At 67.1% G+C, this 16790-nt stretch carries 9 protein-coding genes and 3 pseudogenes; 6 read left to right on the plus strand and 6 right to left on the minus strand.

Translation table 11 applies throughout. The features are described 5' to 3' along the window. Positions 1 to 60: 60 nt before the first annotated feature. From OG505_RS16515 to OG505_RS16530, 4 genes are all read left to right on the plus strand, one after another. Positions 61 to 2175 (plus strand): maltotransferase domain-containing protein, encoded by a 2115-nt coding sequence (locus OG505_RS16515; protein WP_405425449.1) that lies wholly within the window; start codon positions 61 to 63, stop codon positions 2173 to 2175. After that, positions 2163 to 4265 carry a 1,4-alpha-glucan branching protein GlgB gene (gene glgB / locus OG505_RS16520; RefSeq protein WP_405425451.1) on the plus strand — a complete coding sequence of 701 codons (2103 nt, stop codon included), beginning with the start codon at positions 2163 to 2165 and terminating at the stop codon, positions 4263 to 4265. Before OG505_RS16515 ends, glgB begins: the two co-directional genes overlap by 13 nt. Positions 4266 to 4466: 201 nt before the next feature. Next, complete coding sequence (locus OG505_RS16525) at positions 4467 to 4829, plus strand: hypothetical protein (RefSeq protein WP_405425453.1); 363 nt, start codon at positions 4467 to 4469, stop codon at positions 4827 to 4829. After that, the gene (locus OG505_RS16530) at positions 4826 to 5356 is read left to right on the plus strand and encodes a DUF6036 family nucleotidyltransferase (protein ID WP_405425455.1); all 531 of its coding nucleotides are present in this window, start codon (positions 4826 to 4828) and stop codon (positions 5354 to 5356) included. Before OG505_RS16525 ends, OG505_RS16530 begins: the two co-directional genes overlap by 4 nt. 18 nt (positions 5357 to 5374) lie before the next feature. Here the strand turns inward: OG505_RS16530 and OG505_RS16535 are convergent. Beyond that, a pseudogene (locus OG505_RS16535) lies at positions 5375 to 5586 on the minus strand (ACP synthase); the annotation flags it as partial. On the opposite strand from OG505_RS16535, the pseudogene OG505_RS16540 reads away from it, so the two are divergent. Further along, positions 5560 to 6041, plus strand: a pseudogene (locus OG505_RS16540) (alpha amylase C-terminal domain-containing protein); the annotation flags it as partial. The pseudogenes OG505_RS16535 and OG505_RS16540 overlap by 27 nt on opposite strands. Here OG505_RS16540 and OG505_RS16545 read toward each other — a convergent pair. Beyond that, on the minus strand, positions 6034 to 6171 hold the full coding sequence (locus OG505_RS16545; protein ID WP_405425457.1) for a hypothetical protein: 138 nt from the start codon (positions 6169 to 6171) through the stop codon (positions 6034 to 6036). The pseudogene OG505_RS16540 and the gene OG505_RS16545 sit on opposite strands and share 8 nt — an antisense overlap. Before the next feature lie 318 nt (positions 6172 to 6489). Here OG505_RS16545 and OG505_RS16550 point away from each other — a divergent pair. Next, a pseudogene (locus tag OG505_RS16550) lies at positions 6490 to 7407 on the plus strand (ISAs1 family transposase); the annotation flags it as partial. A gap of 228 nt (positions 7408 to 7635) precedes the next feature. Here the strand turns inward: OG505_RS16550 and OG505_RS16555 are convergent. From OG505_RS16555 to OG505_RS16570, 4 genes are all read right to left on the minus strand, one after another. Continuing rightward, positions 7636 to 8010: a hypothetical protein gene (locus OG505_RS16555; RefSeq protein WP_405425459.1), complete on the minus strand. Its 375-nt coding sequence runs from the start codon at positions 8008 to 8010 to the stop codon at positions 7636 to 7638. 2 nt (positions 8011 to 8012) lie between these two features. Then, entirely contained in the window at positions 8013 to 9536 is a 1524-nt protein-coding gene (locus OG505_RS16560; RefSeq protein WP_405425461.1) for an RHS repeat-associated core domain-containing protein, read from the minus strand. A gap of 230 nt (positions 9537 to 9766) precedes the next feature. Then, positions 9767 to 10294: a hypothetical protein gene (locus OG505_RS16565; RefSeq protein WP_405425463.1), complete on the minus strand. Its 528-nt coding sequence runs from the start codon at positions 10292 to 10294 to the stop codon at positions 9767 to 9769. Positions 10295 to 10309: 15 nt separating this feature from the next. Beyond that, the gene (locus OG505_RS16570; RefSeq protein ID WP_405425465.1) at positions 10310 to 16735 is read right to left on the minus strand and encodes an RHS repeat-associated core domain-containing protein; all 6426 of its coding nucleotides are present in this window, start codon (positions 16733 to 16735) and stop codon (positions 10310 to 10312) included. Positions 16736 to 16790: the final 55 nt, after the last annotated feature.

Genomic DNA, 16790 nt, shown 5'->3' on the forward strand with positions numbered 1-16790 from the left:
GGGGGGCTGAGCGGGGTGCTTGGCCGCGCGCGAGCCGATCTCGCACAGTAGGTTGGCGGAGTGACAGGACGGTTCCCGATCGAAGACGTCTCCCCCGTCGTCTCGTGCGGGCGGTACCCGGCCAAGGCAGTCGTCGACGAGCCGGTCCCGGTGTCGGCGCGCGCCTACCGGGAGGGGCACGACGCGCTGGGCTGCAACGTGGTGTGGGCGGGCCCGGACGGCGAGCAACGCCCGTTCACCCGGATGCGCCCTGGCGAGCCCGGCCAGGACCGCTGGCACGCCACCATCGCGCCGGACGCGGTCGGCGAGTGGACCTTTTCCATCGAGGCGTTCCAGGACCCGTATCTGACCTGGCAGAACGCGGTGACCAAGAAGATCGCCGCCGGGCAGGGGCCGGAGGACTTGGCCAACGACCTGGCCGAGGGCGCACGCGTGCTCGCCGCCGCCCGCGAGCTGGTGCCGGCCGCCGACCGGGCCCGGGTCGCCGACGCGCTCACCGCCCTCGCGGACACCGACCTTCCGTTGCCGCAGCGGGTCGACCCGGCGCTGGCCCTGGCCGACCTGCTCTGGGAGCACCCGGTGCGGGAGCTGGTGACCGTCGGTGACGCGTACTCCCTCTGGGTGGACCGCAAGCGGGCCCTCTTCTCGGCCTGGTACGAGTTCTTCCCGCGCTCCGAAGGAGCGGCGGGTGGGCGCTCCGGCACCTTCGCCACCGCGACCGAGCGGCTGCCGGGTGTGGCCGCGATGGGCTTCGACGTGCTCTACCTGCCGCCGATCCACCCGATCGGCCGGATCAACCGCAAGGGCCGCAACAACGCGCTCACCGCCGGGCCGACCGACGTGGGCTCGCCGTGGGCGATCGGCGCCGCCGAGGGCGGCCACGACACGATCCACCCCGACCTGGGTACGCCGGCAGACTTCCGCGCCTTCATCCAGGCGGCGGCGGCGCAGGGCCTGGAAGTGGCGATGGACCTGGCGCTGCAGTGCGCGCCGGACCACCCGTGGGTCACCGAGCACCCGGAGTGGTTCACCACCCGGGCGGACGGGAGCATCGCGTACGCGGAGAACCCGCCGAAGAAGTACCAGGACATCTACCCGGTCAACTTCGACAACGATCCGGAGGGCATCCGGGCCGAGGTGCTGCGGGTGGTGCTGCACTGGGTCGGCGAGGGCATCCGGATCTTCCGGGTGGACAACCCGCACACCAAGCCGTTCGACTTCTGGCACTGGCTGATCGCCGAGGTCAAGAAGGTCGATGAGGACGTGCTGTTCCTCGCCGAGGCGTTCACCCGGCCGGCGATCATGCACGGCCTCGGCAAGATCGGCTTCACGCAGTCGTACACCTATTTCACCTGGCGCACGACGGCCGCCGAGATGCGGGAGTACTGCGAGGAGCTGGTCGCCTCGGCCGACCACATGCGGCCGAACTTCTGGCCGAACACGCCGGACATCCTGCACAGCTCGTTGCAGCACGGCGGCCCGCCGATGTTCAAGATCAGGGCGGTGCTGGCGGCGCTGCTCTCCCCCTCCTGGGGCCTGTACGCGGGCTACGAGCTGTTCGAGCACGTCGCCCGGCCGGGCGCGGAGGAGTACCTGGACAACGAGAAGTACGAGCTGCGTCCTCGCGACTGGGCCGGCGCCGAGGCGCAGGGCCGCTCGCTGGCGCCGTTCCTGGCCACCCTCAACCGGGTACGCCGCGACAACCCGGCCCTGCACCAGCTGCGTAACCTGCGCTTCCACGAGATCGACAACCCGGCGCTGCTGTGCTGGTCGAAACACGACCCGGACACCGGCAACACCGTCATCGTGGTCTGCTCGTTCGACTCGCGCGAGGTGCAGTGGGGCAACACCACGCTCGACATGCCGGAGCTGGGGTTCGACTGGCACGAGCGGTTCACCGTGTACGACGAGCTGACCGGCACCAGCTACGACTGGGGTCAGCGCAACGCGGTGCGGCTCGACCCGTACCTGCAACCGGCGCACGTGCTGACCGTCCGCCGGCCGACACCCCCCGCCGCACCCGCACCCGTCAGCGCCGAGGCGGCGGATCTGACCGTCACCGACGTACCGGATGAGTTGTCCGGCGGCACCGCGCCGACCACCCCGGCCGCCTCCCGCCCGCCCGCCTCCGCACCGACCGAAGCCGCCCCGAAGGACGACCGATGGACCAGCTGATCACCGGCGTGACGCACGACCCGCACGCGCTGCTCGGCGCGCACCCCGCCGACGGGTGGACGACGATCCGCACGATGCGCCGGGGTGCGGGCGACGTGCTGCTGCTCGTCGGCGACGAGCGGCACCCGATGAAGCGGGTGCACGACCTGGGCGTCTTCGAAACCCACGTCGAGGGCACCGTGCTCGACTACCGGCTGGAGGTCGACGGCACCGTCCACGACGACCCGTACCGCTACCCGCCGACGCTCGGCGAGCTGGACCTGCACCTGATCGGCGAGGGCCGGCACGAGCGACTGTGGGACGCGCTCGGCGCCCGGGTCTTCGACGAGGGTGTGGCGTTCAGCGTGTGGGCGCCCAGCGCCCGTGGCGTGCGGGTGGTCGGCGACTTCACCGGCTGGGGTCCGGACGACGGCTGGCCGATGCGGTCGCTCGGCTCCAGCGGCGTGTGGGAACTGTTCGTCCCCAACGCGCGGGTCGGTGCCCGCTACAAGTACCGGGTCCTCGGCGCCGACGGAAAGTGGCGGGACAAGGCCGACCCCCTGGCCGCGTACGCCGAGGTGCCGCCGGCCACCGCGTCCGTGGTGCACCACTCGACGTACCGGTGGAACGACGCGGACTGGCTGGCCCGCCGGGCCGAGCGCAAGCCGCACCAGGAGCCCATGAGCGTGTACGAGGTGCACCTCGGCTCGTGGCGGCCCGGCCTGGGCTATCGCGAGCTGGCCGAGCAGCTCACCGCGTACGTCACCGAGCTGGGCTTCACGCACGTCGAGTTCCTGCCCGTGATGGAGCACCCGTTCGGCGGCTCCTGGGGCTACCAGGTGACCGGCTACTACGCGCCGACGTCCCGCTTCGGCGACCCGGACGAGTTCCGCCACCTCGTGGACCGGCTGCACGCCGCCGGCGTCGGCGTGATCCTGGACTGGGTGCCCGCGCACTTCCCGAAGGACGAGTGGGCCCTCGCCCGCTTCGACGGCACCCCGCTCTACGAGCATCCCGACCCCCGGCGCGGCGAGCACCCCGACTGGGGCACGTACGTCTTCGACTTCGGCCGCCGCGAGGTGCGCAACTTCCTGGTCGCCAACGCGCTCTACTGGTGCGAGGAGTTCCACGTCGACGGGCTGCGGGTCGACGCGGTCGCGTCGATGCTCTACCTGGACTACTCCCGCGACGAGGGCCAGTGGGCCCCCAACCAGTACGGCGGTCGGGAGAACCTGGAAGCCATCGCGCTCATGCAGGAGGTGAACGCGACGGTCTACAAGCACCACGCCGGGGTCGTGATGATCGCCGAGGAGTCCACCGCCTGGCCGGGCGTCACCCGACCCACCGCCGACGGCGGGCTGGGCTTCGGCTTCAAGTGGAACATGGGCTGGATGCACGACACCCTGCTCTACACCTCGAAGGACCCGATCTACCGCCAGCACCACCATCACCAGCTCACGTTCTCCCTGGCGTACGCCTGGAGCGAGAACTACGTGCTGCCGATCAGCCACGACGAGGTCGTGCACGGCAAGGGCTCCCTGGCCGGCAAGATGCCCGGCGACACCTGGCAGCGGCTGGCCAACGTCCGGGCGCTGCTGGCGTACATGTGGGCGCACCCCGGCAAGCAGCTGCTGTTCATGGGCTCCGAGCTGGCCGACGACCGGGAGTGGGGCGAGGAGCGCGGTCTCGACTGGTACCTGCTGCACGACCCGGCCCGCGCCGGCGTGCAGCGGCTCGTCGGTGACCTCAACCGGGTCTACCGGGCCACCCCGGCGCTCTGGGCGCAGGACACCGAGCCGGCCGGGTTCCGCTGGATCGCCGGAGACGACGTCGCCAACAACACCGTCTCCTTCGTCCGGATCGCCCCGGACGGCTCGACGCTGGTGTGCGTGGCGAACTTCTCCGCCCAGCCGCTGCACGACTACCGGATCGGGCTGCCGGCCGGCGGGACGTGGACCGAGGTGCTCAACACCGACGCCCACCACTACGGCGGGTCGGGCGTGGGCAACCTGGGCGCGGTGCACGCCGAGGACGTGCCGTGGCACGGAATGGTCGCCTCGGCGGCCCTCCAGGTGCCCCCACTGGGCGTCATCTGGCTCCGCCAAGGCTGACTGTCGCCGCCAACCTCTTGATCACGTGATGCTGAGCATTCGTCAGGAGACTCCTGGAACCGACTTTCTGATCACGTCGGCCACTCAGCGGGTCGGGGGACGGTATCGCAGCATCGCTGGAGGGGCAGGGCTTACGGCAGATAGGCGCAGACCTGTACTAGCGTTGACGCCGTGAGCAATCGTGCTGCGAGGTACGAACCGATGACGATGGCACGCCTGGGTGTCCTGCTCGTCGGGGGCGACGACACCAGGCGGTGGCGTCTGGTGGCGGAGTTCCTGGAGGAGTACGGCTGGGAAGCATCCGAGCATCGCGCTGACCTGCTGATCCAGGAGCCAGCGCCAACAGGTGACGATCATTGGGATGTCTTCCTCGCGGCATTGGCGGAGTATCTCTCCGCCCGCGACGGGCGCGGCGCACCCTCGTGGGTCGAGACGCGGTCGCTACGGCAGTTTTGGTTCCCCTTCAACACGCGCGCCGCCCGCGTCGACGCCGTGGTGCACGCGCCTGCGGCATTCCGGCGCCGTGGGGTGTTCATCTCCCCGCAGGAGTTGAAGGTCGCGTGAGCGCCGACGACCCGCTGCTGGATCGTACTGCCATCGAGGACGCCTTCCGCAGGCTCGGTGACCGGCTGGCCAAGCGGGGCGTGGTCGCCGACCTTTATATCTTCGGCGGAGCTGCCATGGCGCTGGCCTACGACGCCCGCCGGGCGACGCGGGACATTGACGCCGTTTTTCAGCCGCACGGCATCGTCCTCGACGAAGCGCGGGCCGTCGCGGACGAGCTAGGGCTGCCGCAGTGGTGGCTGAACGAACAGGCGAGCGCGTACGTCGCCGCTGGCGGGGACCCGGAGGCACCGCGAGTCTTCGATCATCCGGGCCTGCGGGTCTCGGCGGCGTCCCCGGAGCATCTGCTTGCCATGAAGGTTCTCGCGGCACGACGCCGAGACGCCGAGGACATCCGCTTCCTCGTGGAGCACCTCGGGCTGAACAACCCCGAAGAGGTCCTCGGCCTTTGCGCCGAGATCTTCCCGGACGAAGAGGTCCCCGGCCGGGCGAGGCTTGTCCTTGAAGACGTGTTCGACGGCCGGTAGCCCGGCAGGGGCCGTCGGTCAGACCAGCCCGGCGTCGCGCAGCAGTTGCCACAGGCCGGCGCCGTCCGGCGCGGAGAGCCACTTCTGCCCCACCGGCCCCGAGGACGGCCGGCCGGGGCGGGCAGGCTACCGGCCAGCACCGACTGGTTCGGGGACGGTCGGCGGATCGCCATCCCGGCGACGTTCTCCGGGTGGGCGGCGGGCTCATGGGCTCCGAACTGGCCGACGACCGGGAGTGGAGCGAGGAGCGCGGTCTCGACTGGTACCTGCTGCACGACCCCGCCCGCGCCGGCGTGCAGCGGCTCGTCGGTGACCTCAACCGCGTCTACCGGGCCACCCCGGCGCTCTGGGCGCAGGACACCGAACCGGCCGGATTCCGCTGGATCGCCGGAGACGACGTCGCCAACAACACCGTCTCCTTCGTCCGCATCGCCCCGGACGGCTCGACGCTGGTGTGCGTGGCGAACTTCTCCGCCCAGCCGCTGCACGACTACCGAATCGGGCTACCGGCCGGCGGAACGTGGACCGAGGTCCTCAACACCGACGCCCACCACTACGGCGGGTCCGGGGTGGGCAACCTGGGGGCTGTGCACGCCGAGGACATGCGCTGGCACGGACTGGTGGCCTCGGCGGCCCTCCAGGTGCCCCGCTGGGCGTCATCTGGTTGAAGAGGGAGATCAAGTGAGCGCGAGTACGACGAGCGCCGCCACCACCACGATCACCGCAATGACATTGAATACCATGACCGTGGAGTAACCGATATTGGTGTTGTTTCGCCCACACCGCCGACTGATCGTCCGTCCCGCGGCAGCCACCGCCGCACCCTGTTTGGTGCAATACCGCTCAGGGTCGACGGCAGGGCTCAGGCAAGGTAGCGATATGACCGTTGCGGGTGTTTCGGGGAGACACTCCTGATCATGGTGGTATGAGGCCGGGCGCGGCCTTTCGATGATCATCCAGGTGTCGAAGCTAGAAAGATCAATCGAGGACCGCGCCCGTTGGGATCATCATCGCTGATCGGTGTGCTTGCCCTGCACGCGGATCAGGTCGCAGTGTCGTTGCCCGCCTCGCGGCGGGCGAGTCTGGTCGAGGCGTTGACGGCGGTGCCGGACCGGCGTGACCCGCGAGGCGTGGTGCATCCGCTCGCGGGAGTCCTGGCGACCGCGGTCGCGGCGGTGCTGGCCGGCGCCCGCTCGGCGGCGGCGGTCGCGGAGTGGGCCGACGATGCCCCACAGCCGGTGCTGGCAGGCCTGGGTGTGTGGCGGGATCCGTTCACCGGGGTGTACCGGGCGCCGGACGAGTCCACGTTCCGCAGGATTCTGGCCGGCGTCGACGCCGATGCCCTGGACGACACCGTCGGCCGATGGATCATCGCGTCGCGGCCGCAGGCGGACACGGGCCGGCGGGCGTACAGCGTGGACGGCAAGACGCTGCGGGGCAGCGGCCCGGCCGGTGGGCAGGTGCATCTCCTCGCAGTGCTGGACCAGCACACCGGGACCGTCCTCGGCCAGGTCGACGTCGCGGGCAAGACGAACGAACTCACCCGTTTCCAGCCGCTGCTGGCCCCGCTCGATCTGACCGCGACGGTCGTCACCGCCGACGCGTTACACACCCAACGCGAGCATGCCCGCTGGCTGGTCGAGGAGAAGCAGGCCGGGTACGTCTTCACCGTCAAGCGCAACCAGCCGTGTCTGTACCGGCAGCTCAAAGCCCTGCCCTGGGCGAAGATCCCGGTCCAGGACGAGACCAGCACACGCGGCCACGGCCGCTACGACATCCGCCGCCTGCAAGCAGTCACCTGCACCGCAGCGCTCGCCCTCGATTTCCCGCACGCCGTGCAAGCGCTGCAGATCCGGCGCCGTCGGCTGAACCTGACCACCGGCCGCTGGTCCACCATCACCGTCTACGCGATCACCAACCTGACCGCCGCACAAGCCAGCCCCGCTGACCTGGCCGACTGGCTCCGCGGGCACTGGGCCATCGAAACCCTGCACCACATCCGCGACACCACCTACACCGAAGACGCCAGCCGCCTGCGCACCGGCAACGCACCCCGAGTCATGGCCACCCTGCGCAACACCGCGATCAGCCTGCTACGCCTGACCGGCACCACCGCCATCGCCAAAGCCCTACGCCATAACAGCCGAAACCCCTACCGACCACTACAACTGCTCGGAATAAACCTGAAACGGGCATAGGCTTACCTTGCCTGAGCCCTGGGGTCGACGGTGGCTGCCCGGCTGAAGATCCGAATACAGTAGCAACAGCCCTCGCTGTTCCTAAAGCCGTGAATCAGGACTGTCGTTAATGCGACCAGCACGCCGCCGACTTCGATGAATGAGCAGCACGAAAGCCACGGCACTAGTCACCGAAATCGCCGCCATGACAAGCCCACTAATTGGATCTCCCTTTGAATCAGCGAGCATGGCCACCGCGAGAACTCCAGTGATGGCGGAAATTACAATCGCCATCCCTCGATTAACCAAATGATGATGACGCCGATCAACCTCGATCATCTCGGCGCGCTCTGCCTCGCTCCGATCAGCAATTCCAGGCGTGAAGCGCGACGGATAACCGAGCAACAGCAAGGCAACGAATCCCAACAGGATGATGCCAGCCAAGAGAAGCCACTTCAATACTTCGGCAATATCCATCGTCAACCAACGTACTGGCTATAAAGGCTGGTGAGCGGGTCATGGTTCGTTCCTATCGACCAGCCTGCGACGACGTACGACGCTCGCGCCGGATCAATCCGATAGGCCTGCTCGTAGCGCCCGGCCGACAGGTGCAGCTTTGTCGCGCCCGTCAACTTGGTTCCCACCCTTCCAAGCGGAATAGCCAGCTCTCTTCTGAAGGGCTTGTTCTGCCCTGGTATACGGACCTTAGCCGTCGGGATTTTGGTTAGCGCGAAATCCGTGGCTACCCCGATGCCTAATTTACCCCAGTCCTCCGCAGTCCTATCACTCTTATAAAAATCATATCCGCGATAGCCAGCGCTGATTCCTGCTGCAGCGAGGGCCACACCTCCACAGATACCAGCCGTAGCGAAGACACAGGCACCCATCCCGACGATTGCAGCTCCGTTGAGGATAGCTCCGCGATGCTCGACGAGCCAGTCTCCACTGCTGCACACCCATGACCACCCCCCGCAAGCCTTCTTGGGCGACGGCGGCTTCACGATCTCCGGCTTGGGCTTGGGCGGTACGTACTTGCCACGCTTAGACTTCGTACTCGTCTTGCCGTGCTCCTTGCCCCAGTCCTTGTTCTTCCCGGTCCCACAACCGCCTGGACATCCGCCAGCACCACGCCCATCGCCATCCTTTAGCGGCCGTGGATCGTAGCCGTAGCAGTCGAAGTGCCGGCAGTCCTCGGGGATGAGCCCCGTCGGGTCGCTCGACGTGACCGGCGTGTTGTTGGCGTACGAATATCCGTTCCACTGCTGGGGCTGCTGAGAGTCCTGCAGCGGGTCCAGCGAAGCGAACTTGCCGATGCTCGGGTCGTAGGCGCGGGCGCCGACGATGCTGAGTCCTGTTGGGCTCATCGGCTTGTCGAGGAAACCGTGGTTGTCGGGTGCCGTGACGGTGGCACCCCGAGCGCCGCCATACGGCGTGTACTGCCGCCAGGTTGGGTTCTGGGCGGTGTTGTCGAGGTAGAGCGATGGGGTGCCCTGGTGGTCGGCGATGGCGAAGGTGTACGCCGTGCCGCTGCCGGTGCGGATGCAGCTGCCGCCGCCGGGGAGCGCGTAGTACCGGTTGCCCGTGACGACGGTGGACGTGGTGTTGAGAGTGAGTTGCTGTCCCGGCAGGTACAGGGTGTTCTTGCCGGGCTCTTTCTGTAGCAGCAAGCCACCGTCGGTGTCGTAGATGAAGCTGTTGTTCCCGCTGGCGCCCCCGGTCACCGCGACCAGATCGCCGGCTTCGTCCCAGGTGAGGGTTTGGTTGCCCTGGGCGGCGTTGCGGCCGGTGGTGTTGCCGGCGTTGTCGTAGGTGTACGACGTGGTGCCGGTGGTCCCGCCGGTCGTGGTGGTCGAGGTCAGGGTGTGGGGCTTGTTCTGACCGTTGCCGTTGTAGGCGGCGGAAGTGTGACGGAAGTGGCAGCGTGCACGCAGTCGACCTTGACGGTCGAGAAGGCGATCTCGGCGACGGCAGCGACTGGCGTTCGTCCATCGATTAGGAATCATCAGCGACCCGCGCCCTGGAGGCCAGGCCGCACAACGGAGCCCCCACGATACAAGGGGATTGACAACCGACTGTCGCCGGCAGGGTGAAGTTCAGTCCCTGCCGGCGACAGCGGCATTTGTTAACGCAGATACAGCAGACCTCGACCCAGATTGATTGATAAGCTAACTATCCGCTGCAACTGTTCTATTGAGAGACGGCTGGGACAGTGTAGGGAGTTCCTTAGATCAGCTCAGAACTGAAGCAGGCGAGCCAGAATCGGGATCCCTAGAGCAAGGGCGGACCAACCAACGGCAAACCAAAGCAGATGGCGCACCCAAGGAACCTCTGAGAGAACTTCGCCACCCGGTACCGAGTCGGCGTTTTTCTTTCTCCATGCCTCGATAGCCTCGGCCGCACCAACATTCCTCCGACTCCCCCACAGCTTCCCCAACAACGAGCCCTGGAAGGCGTAACAGGCCACATCTCGATGATCTGCCACCCTGACCACCAGCCCGTTCTCTGCGTCAACGCCCTCGACTCGACCCCATGGCACGATCACCCTCATTCCAGGGTTGACTATCTGGAGCGACTCGCGTGTCAACTTAACGAAGGAGAACATCGTTGTCAGCGAGATCAGGTAACAGATTGCCGCGAAAAAGCTGGCCACAGCAATGAGCCCACTCCACCCATTTACTGGATTCAGGCTGAACATGAGCATCATGAAGCCGAAGAGCATCCAAAGCAGGAGGCCGCCCACCCAGTTCAGCTTGTTCCTCATACCCGCCTCAACTCCTCACCAGATGTCTGCACCGTTCGCTCCGGCCCACATACTGGCGTTGGCAGACAGGCCAGTCATGCTAGCACCAAGATCAAAGTTGTTTACCACCTGCTTGGTGCGAGCGGAAGCGTAGCTCAAAGCAGGGAAGGCAGCAATGGCGTCATCGGCCATATAGCCTGCGTTAATTAGAGGCACGGGCGCACGGGACCGTACCATGTCCCCGAGCGCGGTAGTGCGGGTTGGCATCTTCGCGCCCATCGAGGGATTGAGCTTCCAGGGGACCTCTCGCCAAAACGCTGCACCAGATCCCGCCGCACCACGGGCTAGTCCTGCTCCGCCGACAATAAACGCAGCATCTATCGCGTGAGATTTCCAATCCATTTTGCCAAGTTCCCAGTCGTTTTTATATCCGTCGACAAATATCCCGCCAGCAAGCACGGCACCGGCGACCACCGTGCAGGCACCTGCGGATGCAACGATGCAAACAACGCCGCCGACAACGATCAGACCCTTGCTAATAGTCCCCCAATTTTCGGAGAGATAGTCCCCGGTTGAATGGTAAGCCTTTTGCACCTTACTGCTTGCATTGCAAACCCAGGACCATGCCGAGCACTCCTTCTTCTTTGGCTTCGGGCTTTGGCTGGGCGGCGGCACATACTTCCCGCGCTTCAGCTTGGTGCTGCTCAGATTGTTCTTCTTGCCGTAGGTCACGTTGTCGGTGGAACCGCAGCCGCCCGGGCAACCCTTCTTGACGTCGTAGCCGTAGCAGTCGAAGTACTTGCAGTCATCGGGGATCATGCCGGTGGGGTCGCTGGACGTCACCGGGGTGTTGTTGGCGTACGAATACCCGTTCCACTGTTGCGGCTGGGCCGCGTCTTGGAGTGGGTCCACCGAGATGAACCGACCGAGCGTCGGGTCGTAGGAGCGGGCACCGACGGTGGTGAGACCCGTCGGGCTCATGGGCTTGTTCAGGAAGCCATGGTTGTCGGGTGCGGCGACGGCCGCACCTCGGGCACCGCCGTACGGGGTGTACTGCCGCCAGGTCGGGTTCTGGGCGGTGCTGTCGAGGTAGAGGGTCGGCGTCCCCTGGTGGTCAGCGATGGCGAAGGTGTACGCCGTGCCACTGCCGGTGCGGATGCAGGTGCCCCCACCGGGGAGGGCGTAGTAGCGGCTGCCGGTGACGACGGTGGTGGTCGTGTTGAGGGTGTGTTGTTGCCCGGGCAGGTAAAGGGTGTTCTTGCCCGGCTCCTTCTGCAGTAGCAGGTTGCCGTCGGCGTCGTAGATGAAGCTGTTGTTGCCGCTCGTGCCGCCGGTGACGTCGGCGAGCTTGCCGGCGTCGTCCCAGGTGAGAGTCTGGCTTCCCTGGGCGGCGTTGCGGCCGGTGGTGTTGCCGGCGTTGTCGTAGGTGTACGACGTGGTGCCGGTGGTCCCGCCGGTCGTGGTGGTCGAGGTCAGGGTGTGGGGCTTGTTCTGACCGTTGCCGTTGTAGGCGTAGGTGGTCTTGGTGTCGGTGCCACCGCTGAGGTTGTGCTCGGTCTGCTGGGTGCGGTTACCGATCAGGTCGATCTGCCAGCTGGTCCAGTAGGCGCTACCCGCGCCGATGCTGTTGCCGACCATTGACTTGTTGGCGTCGGTGGGCGTGGCGGCGCAGGCGTCGGTGCCGGTCCAGGCTTCGGTGAGGCGGGCCAGGCCGTCGTAGCCGTAGCACTGCGTCTCCGCCGGGGTGGTGGCACCCAGCCGCTTACTGATCTTGCGGGTGATGTTGCCGACCTGGTCGTACTCGTACTCCTGCTCGTCAACGTTTGACGGGGTGCTCGTGGAGCGGGTGACGAGTTGTTTTTTCAGTCGGCTGGTGTGGGGGTCGTACGTGTTGGTGACGAAGGCATGGCTGGTCGACGACCCGATTTTCTGCTGGTCGACCCGGCCGTAGGCGTCGTAGCTGACGCTCTGGCTGTAGCCGGCCAACCCGCCGAGGGTGGTGGGCAGGTCCATGACCCCGGAGTAGCCGTGCAGCACGGTCTCCGAGGGCAGGCCACCCTTGGAGGGGTAGGTGTCGGTCAGGGGCAGGCCCAGCGTCGAGGAGTAGGTGTGCCCGAACACGTACGACCCGCCGAGGGCGCCCTCGGTGTCGGGGATGGTGACCGTCGTGCCCAGCGAGCTACCGAAGACGTTGAACGCCTTCTGCTGGGTGGTGTACGCCTGTCCACCGCGGTAGGCGATGGTGGTGGTCAGCTTCCCGAGCGCGTTGGTGACGCCCGCGACGTTGTTGCTGTTGTCGTACACCCACGCCGCGCGCTGGTTCGCCGACGACTGGTTCGCCACCGTGGACGCGTACTCCCCGGTCTTGCGGTCGAGAGAGTCGTAGGTGAACGACAGGGTCTTGCCACGCCCGTCGGTGGACTGTTCGAGGTTGCCGTTGGCGTCGTAGCTCATGCTGCTGGCGCCGGCATCCGGGTCGGACTTCGCTACCACCTGGCCGAGCAGGTTGTAGGTCGAGGTCCACACGTTGTTGCTGGCGTCGGTGAGCGTCGACTGGTTGCCACGCTCGTCGTAGCCGTACTTGCTGACCGTCGCTGTCCCGCCGGAGACGGCGAACGTGCCGGTGAACGTGTCCGACGGAGTCGTCACCGTCGGACGGACGCTGTACTCCTGCAACTCCTTCTTTCGACCGAGCGGGTCGGTGAGCGTGGCGGAAACGACACCGCCGGTGGGGGGAACGACGGTGGTGCGGTCGCCGCCGTGCACCGTGGTCGTCGTCGAGACGGTCACGCCGTTCTTGGCCGCCGTCACGACGACCGCGCGGCCCAGGCCGTCGTAGGTGGTGAACGTCTGGTTCGGTACCTGCTTACTCAGCTCCGCCGCCGACACGGGTGTGCTGACCGCCGGCAACGACCCGTCGTCCCACCAGCCGTTGTACGACGCGCGGGTCCACCCACGCGTGTCGTAGAAGGTGTCGGCGATCATCCGGCCGCCCGTCGGGGTGACCGACTGGGTCTGGCGAGTGCGTAGCAACGCGTCGTAGATGGTGACCGACTTCTGATAGCCGCTGGAGTTGTTCAGGGTTTCCGTGGTGGTGGCGGACACTCCGGTCTTCGAGAGGGTGTAGGCGAACTTGTAGTTCGCTCCGACGCTCGTGGCACGGGAGTTCAGCCACACCGACGTCGCGCGACCGAGCGCGTCGTACTGCTGGGTGGTGACGATGCCGTTGGCATCGGTGCTGGTCAGCGGGATGCCGCGCTTCGTGTCGAGCGTGACCGACCCACCGTGCCCCGCGGCGTTCGTGCTGGAGGTGGCGGTGACCAGCTTGACGGCATTCATGGTGTAGCCGCTGCTTGTCTTGTTGCCCTTGGCGTCGTAGGAGTCGGTGACCCGGCCGTAGCTGTCGTAGGTCGACCGTTCGGTGGTCTGCCAGACGTACGCGCCGGAGGTGTGGTCCTTGGCGGCCTGGGTGAGGGTGACGTCGCCCTTGGACGGGGCGGTCGTCTGAGGGAAGGTGGTGGCGAAGGTCTGGTCGTCGTAGAAACTGCGTTCGGCCTTTACCACCTGGGCGGGGCGGTTGACCGTCCCGGGGGCGGTCAGGGTGTTGGCGCTGCCGGGCACCGAGGCGGGGCTGCCCTGGGTGAAGCCGCCACAGGCCACCGACACGGTTTCGGTCTGGCTGACCAGGCCGGCGAGGTTCTTGCTGGTGTTGGTCGGGGCGTAGGTGTAGGTGGTGCACTGGTTGTAGGCCGCGTCGACCGGCACCGTGTAGGTGTAGGTGTTCTTCAGCTCACCGAAGGTGGCGCTGGTGATGTTCGCGTCGTAGCTGTTGTCGGTTCCGGTGTTGCGCCAGGTCACCGAGCCGCCGCTGGTGACGGCCTGGCGGGTGTACGTCTTGACCGGTGCGACCCACTGCGCCGTCAACGCCGACAAGCCCGTCCTGCTGCGGGTGGCGGTGGCCCCGGACACCCAGTAGGAGGTGATGGTGGAGGAGTCGACGCGACCGTTCTCGCCGAGATACCTGGTGGTCTCCAGTTCCTTGCCGGCGAGTTCGTCGACGTCCTCGTGGGTGCCGCCGACGGAGTCGGTCAGGTTCAGCACGGTGGTGTTGTTGTTCTTGGACATGCCGCGGTAGTAGACCGTTTCGGCCTGGGTGCGGCGGTCGTTGACGCCGTCGCCGGTGAACGTCTGCACCTTGCCGTAGCCGCGGAACTGCCCGTAGCTGCGGTACTTGGCCTTGACTACCTCGTTCTCGTCGAAGTGCCAGGCCGCGCCGTCCAGGTATTTGTAGCTGGTCGACAGCGCCGCCGCGCCGCCGGTCGGGTCGGTGGAGGTGACGCGGGTGACGGCGTACTTGTTGAACCAGTCCTTGAACGGGTTCACGTAGCCGTCCGGGGTCCAGTAGACCGGGTAGCAGGACTTCGTGTTCGTCGCCGGGTCGGTGGTGACCGGGGCGGCACACGGCACCGGCAACTCGTAGGACGGCGAGATCACCGAACCGGTCTCGGTGGTGATCGTGGCGATGCGCTGGCGGTAGAACGACGGCAGGCCACCGGTGACGTCGACCCGGTTGGGCAGCTTGATGCCGGTGAACGACACCGACGGCAACGTGATCGCCGCCGTGGAGCCGCCGGCGCTGGTGTCGTGGCCGGTGCGCGCGATCGAGGTCAGCCACAACGTCGGCGACGTGCCGTCACCGGTCGCCGGCATGCTGTGCGACAGGGCGTAGGAGTCGACCTTCTCGTACTGGCTGGTGGCCGTGTTGTACTGCTGGGCCTCGATCGAGGTCAGCCGCACCGTGGAGAAGAACGACGGGCTCCAGTCGTCACAGTCGGTTCCCGAGGCGCAGATCAGGTCGAACGGCACGTCCGGCCAGTTCGCCTTGTTCGTCGAGTTCAACGGCTGACACGTCCCCGACAGGCAGCGGTCACCGGTGTTGAAAACCACCCGGTTCGGCACCGTGCCGTACGCGCCGCCGTCGGTGAAGCCGTAGTCGATGCGCGCCAGGTTGCTGTCCCGGATGTAGGACACATCCGTGGCGCCCTTGTTACGGCCGTAGAAGTTCGTGGCCTGGTTGTAGTAGTACGCCATCGCGTTACCGTGGGTGTCGGTGACGTAGTCCAGGTTCCACCGGTACGCCATCGTGCACACCGACGAGGAGAACCCCGCCGAGTTGTAGCATGGGTCGCCCGAGTGCGGCGAGTACACCGGCGTGTGGTCCACCGACTTCGTCTCCGCCTTGCCCGAGGCCCAGCCGGGCAGCCGGTTGCGGCCGAACTCGTAGCTGGTGCCGTCGCGCAGCGTCACCCGCCAGTAGTCGGTGTTGTACGTCCCCGAACCGTTGTTGGCGTTCTCGACGTGAGTGACGACCTCGCCATTGTCCGACTCCGGCTTCCACACCTTCTTCGTCGCGTCCCACACCAGCGCCGTCGACGAACCATTCAACGACAGCGTCAGCATCGGGCCGTCGTAACACCGGTCCGGCGTCTTCACCGGCGACGCGCTGCCACCCGGATCGTCCATACACGAGGCGAAGGTCTGCTCCACGAACGAACGCGGCGTCGACCAGCCGTCACCCACCCACGAGGCCTGCGCGTTCGTCGACGCCGTCTGCCCGTCCACGCTGCCCGAGTCGTACGACAACGCCACCGTCGGCACCAGATCCGACGCCGCCGGCGGCACCGTCACCGGGTACGAGTACGTGAACGAACCCGTACTCCCGCCGCCCGTCCACGAACCCGACGGCTTCAGATCCGTGGCCGCGTACGTACCGCCCTTGCCGCCCTCCTCGCCGGCCGCGGCCACCGCCGCCAACACGGTCATGCCGCCCACCGCCTGAGCACGCGCCTCCGTCGCCATCGGCACCTCCGCCGACACCGACCTCGCCCCGGCGTCGTTCGTCGACGCCAACGGCGACGCCACCCGACACTGGCTCGCCGTCGGCGTCGTCAGGACGCACGATGGCAGGCGGACCAGCCGCAAGCGTGATCCGTAGTTGCCGCCGAACGCCTCGGCGAATCCCGCGTAGTCCACGCCGACACGGACCGCACCCGAGGCGACATCCGGAACCACCGAGAGGAGCACACCGTCGATGCCGGCAGCTTCGGCCGCCTTGCGATCAGCGACCTTCACCGCCAGGTTGCGCGGGCCTGCCTTCTCGCCCGCCGGCTGCACCCACACCGGCGTATCCGCCACGCGCACCTTCGCCGGGGCCGCAGCCCGCGCGCCAGCCGCCGCGACGACCGGCAGGTCGACCTCCGCCGACGTGGCCTTCGGCCACACCGTCCGCGTCGGCCGGTACGTCGACTTCGCGTCATCCGGTGGCGTGACGAACCTCGTCGGCAACGGCTTCACGCCCTTGACCGACTGACCGGGCGACGTCGCCGGCGCCTTCGCCACCTCCGGGCCCTTCGGCTTCGCCACCGCAGGCGCACCCGACAACAGGCTGGCCGCCAGGGACATGGCCGCGACAGTCGCGACCAGACGTCTGGGACGTTTGAGCAGGCGTATTCCCCCG

The organism is Micromonospora sp. NBC_00617, from assembly GCF_045161355.1.
GTDB lineage: Bacteria > Actinomycetota > Actinomycetes > Mycobacteriales > Micromonosporaceae > Micromonospora.

Coding starts and splice junctions, on each gene's coding strand:
- OG505_RS16525 (WP_405425453.1), top strand. CDS start 4,467: ATGACGATGGCACGCCTGGGTGTCCTGCTCGTCGGGGGCGACGACACC.
- OG505_RS16560 (WP_405425461.1), bottom strand. CDS start 9,536: ATGATTCCTAATCGATGGACGAACGCCAGTCGCTGCCGTCGCCGAGAT.
- OG505_RS16565 (WP_405425463.1), bottom strand. CDS start 10,294: ATGAGGAACAAGCTGAACTGGGTGGGCGGCCTCCTGCTTTGGATGCTC.
- glgB (WP_405425451.1), top strand. CDS start 2,163: ATGGACCAGCTGATCACCGGCGTGACGCACGACCCGCACGCGCTGCTC.
- OG505_RS16570 (WP_405425465.1), bottom strand. CDS start 16,735: ATGTCCCTGGCGGCCAGCCTGTTGTCGGGTGCGCCTGCGGTGGCGAAG.
- OG505_RS16555 (WP_405425459.1), bottom strand. CDS start 8,010: ATGGATATTGCCGAAGTATTGAAGTGGCTTCTCTTGGCTGGCATCATC.